Source organism: Nocardia farcinica, from assembly GCF_029867845.1.
GTDB classification, from domain to species: Bacteria; Actinomycetota; Actinomycetes; order Mycobacteriales; family Mycobacteriaceae; genus Nocardia; species Nocardia farcinica_A.
This window is the reverse complement of the sequence record NZ_JARWRU010001121.1, coordinates 1-3,906: the sequence shown is the minus strand read 5'-3', so window position 1 is coordinate 3,906 and position 3,906 is coordinate 1. Positions and strand designations below refer to the sequence as shown.

Genomic DNA, 3,906 nt, shown 5'->3' with positions numbered 1-3,906 from the left:
GTGTTCTGGGCCCTCTCCGGTGCGTTCGGGCCCCGGTTACGGCCCCGCGCCCGGGCCGGGGCGCGTGGAAAGCCCCCGTACGGCGGGCGCCGGCACGTGTCCGGCGCACGGCTGCTGTTGCGGGGTGGCTGCTGTTGCTGCGGTGGCTGCTATTGCGCGGCAGCCGTGGCCAGCTCGCGGGCGAACTGGTTGGCCGGACGCTCCAGGCCGTAGTGCCCGCGCAGCGTGGTCGCGGTGTACTCGGTGCGGAACAGGCCGCGCTCCTGCAGGATCGGCACCACCTCGTCGACGAAGCGGTCCAGGCCAGAGGGCAGCACCGCGGGCATGACGTTGAAGCCGTCGGCCGCGCCCTCGCGGAACCACTCCTCGATGGTGTCGGCCACCTGCGCGGCGGTGCCCGCGAAGGTGCGATGCCCGCGGCCGCCGCCGAGGCGGGTGATGAGCTCTCGCACGGTCAGCCGCTCGCGCCGGGCCAGGTTCACGATGAGGGTGAACCGGCTCTTGGCACCCTGGATGTCGTCCTCGCTGGGCAGATCCTCGGGCAGCTCGCTGTCCAGATCCAGCGCGTCCACCGGCAGCCGGAACCGCTCGGCCAGCTGCTTGCGGGCGTACTCCGGCGAGATCAGCCGCGCCAGCTCGGCGTCGAGGGCGCGGGCGTCCTCCTCGGTGTCGCCGATCACCGGCACGATGCCGGGCAGGATCTTCAGCGCCTCCTGGTCGCGGCCGAGGCGGCGGGCGCGGTCCTTGAGGTCGGTGTAGAAGGCCTTGCCGTCCTCGAGGGTCTGCTGGGCGGTGAACACGGCCTCGGCGTAGCGGGCGGCGAAGTTCTTGCCGTCCTCCGAGGAGCCCGCCTGCACGAGCACCGGGTAGCCCTGCGGCGAGCGCGGCACGTTCAGCGGGCCGTCGACCTGGAAGAATCGGCCGCGATGGTTGATCCTGCGGACCTTCTCCGCGTCGGCGTGGATGCCGAGTTCCTTGTCGGCGACGATCGCGTCGTCGTCCCAGCTGTCCCACAGTTTGGTGGAGACCTCGACGAACTCGGCGGCCTTCTCGTAGCGCAGCGTGTGGTCGGGGGTGTCGTCGAGGCCGAAGTTGCGGGCGGCGTCGGCACCCGCGGTGGTCACGATGTTCCAGCCGGCGCGGCCGTTGCTGACGATGTCGACCGAGGCGAACCGGCGCGCCAGGTTGTAGGGGTTGTTGTAGCTGGTGGAGGCGGTGGCGATCAGGCCGATGCGGCTGGTCTGCACGGCGATCGCGGTCAGCAGCACGGTCGGCTCCAGCTTGCCGCTCGGCCTGCGGCCGGGATCGCCCATCAGCACCGGGCTGTCGGCGAAGAAGATGGAGTCGAACTTGCCGCGTTCGGCGGTCTGCGCCAGCCGGACGTAGTGGTTCACGTCGGTGTGGGCGTCGGGATCGGATTCCGGCAGCCGCCAGGCGGCCTCGTGATGGCCCACCGACATCAGGAAGGCGTTGAGGTGCAGTTGCTTCTTGCCGGGCTCGGCGTTGCTCATTGTTCTTCGTCCTTCTCTCACACGGCCGCGGGTGCGACGCCGAGCGCGGCGAGCAGGGTGCGGCGGATCTTCTGGAATTCGGGCAGGCTGGGGTCGCGCTCGCCGGGCAGGTCCACCGGCAGGTCGACGCCGATGCGGCCCTCGTCGAGCACGAGCACCCGGTCGGCGAGGGCGATCGCCTCGTCCACGTCGTGGGTGACCAGCAGCACGGTCGGCCCGTGCCTGCGGATCAGCTCGCGCAACAGTTCGTGCATCTTGATGCGGGTCAGCGCGTCCAGCGCGCCGAACGGTTCGTCGGCCAGCAGCAGGTCGGGTTCGCCGACCAGGGAGCGGGCCAGCGAGACCCGTTGCTGCTCACCGCCGGACAGCTCGGTGGGCCAGGCCCGCTCCCGGCCCGCCAGGCCGACTTCGGCGAGCACCCGCAGCCCGGCCTCGCGGCGTGAGCGCGGCTGTCCGTAGAGGACATTGGCCAGTACCCGCTGCCAGGGCAGCAGTCGCGAATCCTGGAACACCACCGAGGTCTTCGCGGGCACCCGCAGCGTGCCCGAGCCCGCCACGTCGTAGTCGAGCCCGGCCAGCGCGCGCAGCAGGGTGGACTTGCCCGAGCCGGAGCGGCCGAGCAGGGCGACGAACTGCCCGTGCGGGATGCGCAGGCGCAGGCTGTCGAGGACGACGCGGTCGCCGAAGCGGCGGGTCAGATCGCGGACCTCGACGCCCAACCGTGGATCGTCCTCGGGAGTCCGGTCGGCCGGGGCGTCGAGTCCGGCCGTCAGTTCGCGATGGTTCGCCGCCACGACAGCACCTTTCGTTCCAGCAGCCGGATGGCCGCGTCGGAGGCCAGGCCGAAGATGCCGTAGACGGCCAAGCCGACGAGGATGACGTCGGCCTGCCCGTAGTTCTGGGCGTTGGACATCATCTTGCCGAGACCGTCGATGGCGTTGACCGATTCGACGACGATCAGCGCCAGCCAGGCGCCGGTCACCGACAGCCGCAGACCGAGGAAGAAACCGGGCAGCGAGCCGGGGACGACCACCTGCCGGATGAAGGTGGCCCGCGAAACGCCCTGCACCTCCGACAGTTCGACGAACCGCTTGTCGATGGTGGTCAGCGAGGCGTGGGTCTGGATGTACATGGTGACGATCACGCCGAGAGTGATGAGCACGATCTTGAACGTCTCGCCGATGCCGAGCCACAGGATCATCAGCGGGATCAGACCGAGAGTCGGGATGGCGCGCTTGAGCTGGATCGGCCCGTCCACCAGCGATTCCCCGATCCGGGACAGCCCCGACAGCAGGGCGAGGCCGGTGCCGATGACGATGCCGAAGGCAAGGCCGATGCCCGCCCGCTGCAGGGACGCCGCGATGTTGCTCAGCAGCGCGCCGTCGATCAGCAGGTCCCAGGCGGTCCGCACCACCGTCCACGGTGCGGCGAGTTTGCGTTCGTCGAACACGCCCGCAGCCACGCCGCCGCCCCAGACGGCCAGCAGCAGCACCACGCCCAGCATGCGGGCGAACGGGATGGTCTTGCCGACGCCGAGTCGGCGCAGCGGCCTGCGGGCGACGAAACCGTCGGCCTCGGTGTCCGCGCCGGTGGCGGCGGGGCCGGTCGCCCGCAGCGCGCCCCGGTCGAGTGCGATGGTCATTGTTTCTCCTCGACTCGGTATTCGGCCGGCACCGCCTCGGCGGCCACTTTCTCGAAACGGCGGTCGAACAAGACCTCGGCGTCGAAGGGCGCGCCGAAGAAGCCGGATTCGGTGACGAGGTCGATGGTCTCCTGCTCCCAGGCGATCGCCGCGTCCCAGTCGTCCGGGAAATAGGGTTTCTGGGTCCGGTCGAGAATTCGGCGGCCGTCCTCGGCGCTCACTTCCTGATCCTCGACGTAATACGCCCTGATCCATTCGTCCTGATTTTCCCAGGCCCACACCTCGCCGCGCGCCCAGAATTCGACGAATTCGGTGGCCGCGGCGAGTTTCGCCGAATCCCGCAGCACCGAGGTCGGTGCCCAGATGATCGACAGCGCGTCCACCGCCTCGATCTCCAGCGCGCCCGCGCCCTGGGCGCGGTAGCTGTCCAGGTACTTGGTGAGGGAGGGTTCGCCGAGCGGGGCGACGTCGATCTGGTTGCCCTGCAGGCCGCTGAGGAACTGCGGGCTGTTGAGTTCGACGAGTTCCACTTCGTCCAGGCCGATGCCCGCGTCCTTCAGCGTGCGCAGCACCACCGCGCCCTGGGCTTGCCCGGGGGAGAAGGCGATGCGCTTGCCGCGCAGCTGCGAGGCGTCGGTGATGGTCACGCCGGGCGCGGTGGCCAGCTGATAGATGGGCAGGCTGCGCATCTTGACCCCGATGATCTTCGCGTCGAACCCGGTGGCGTGGGCGTGGATCGGGGGCAGGCCGGCG

Annotated in this window: 4 protein-coding genes; all 4 read right to left on the bottom strand. The window is 70.2% G+C overall.

The genetic code is table 11. From position 1 onward, the window contains the following. Positions 1–149: 149 nt before the first annotated feature. The gene (locus QH283_RS24890; RefSeq protein ID WP_280505363.1) at positions 150–1,511 is read right to left on the bottom strand and encodes an LLM class flavin-dependent oxidoreductase; all 1,362 of its coding nucleotides are present in this window, start codon (positions 1,509–1,511) and stop codon (positions 150–152) included. A gap of 17 nt (positions 1,512–1,528) precedes the next feature. Then, a complete protein-coding gene (locus QH283_RS24885) occupies positions 1,529–2,230 on the bottom strand; it encodes an ABC transporter ATP-binding protein (protein ID WP_280505364.1) in 702 nt (233 codons plus the stop codon). Between the two features lie 50 nt (positions 2,231–2,280). After that, positions 2,281–3,153, bottom strand: coding sequence for an ABC transporter permease (locus tag QH283_RS24880; protein WP_280505362.1), 873 nt, complete (start codon positions 3,151–3,153; stop codon positions 2,281–2,283). After that, positions 3,150–3,906: ABC transporter substrate-binding protein (locus QH283_RS24875; protein ID WP_280505361.1), on the bottom strand; the 757-nt coding region annotated here is incomplete at its 5' end. The genes QH283_RS24875 and QH283_RS24880, both read right to left, overlap by 4 nt.

Excerpts from the sequence above, each read along its gene's own strand:
- QH283_RS24880 (WP_280505362.1), bottom strand. The coding sequence starts at position 3,153 with ATGACCATCGCACTCGACCGGGGCGCGCTGCGGGCGACCGGCCCCGCC.
- QH283_RS24890 (WP_280505363.1), bottom strand. The coding sequence starts at position 1,511 with ATGAGCAACGCCGAGCCCGGCAAGAAGCAACTGCACCTCAACGCCTTC.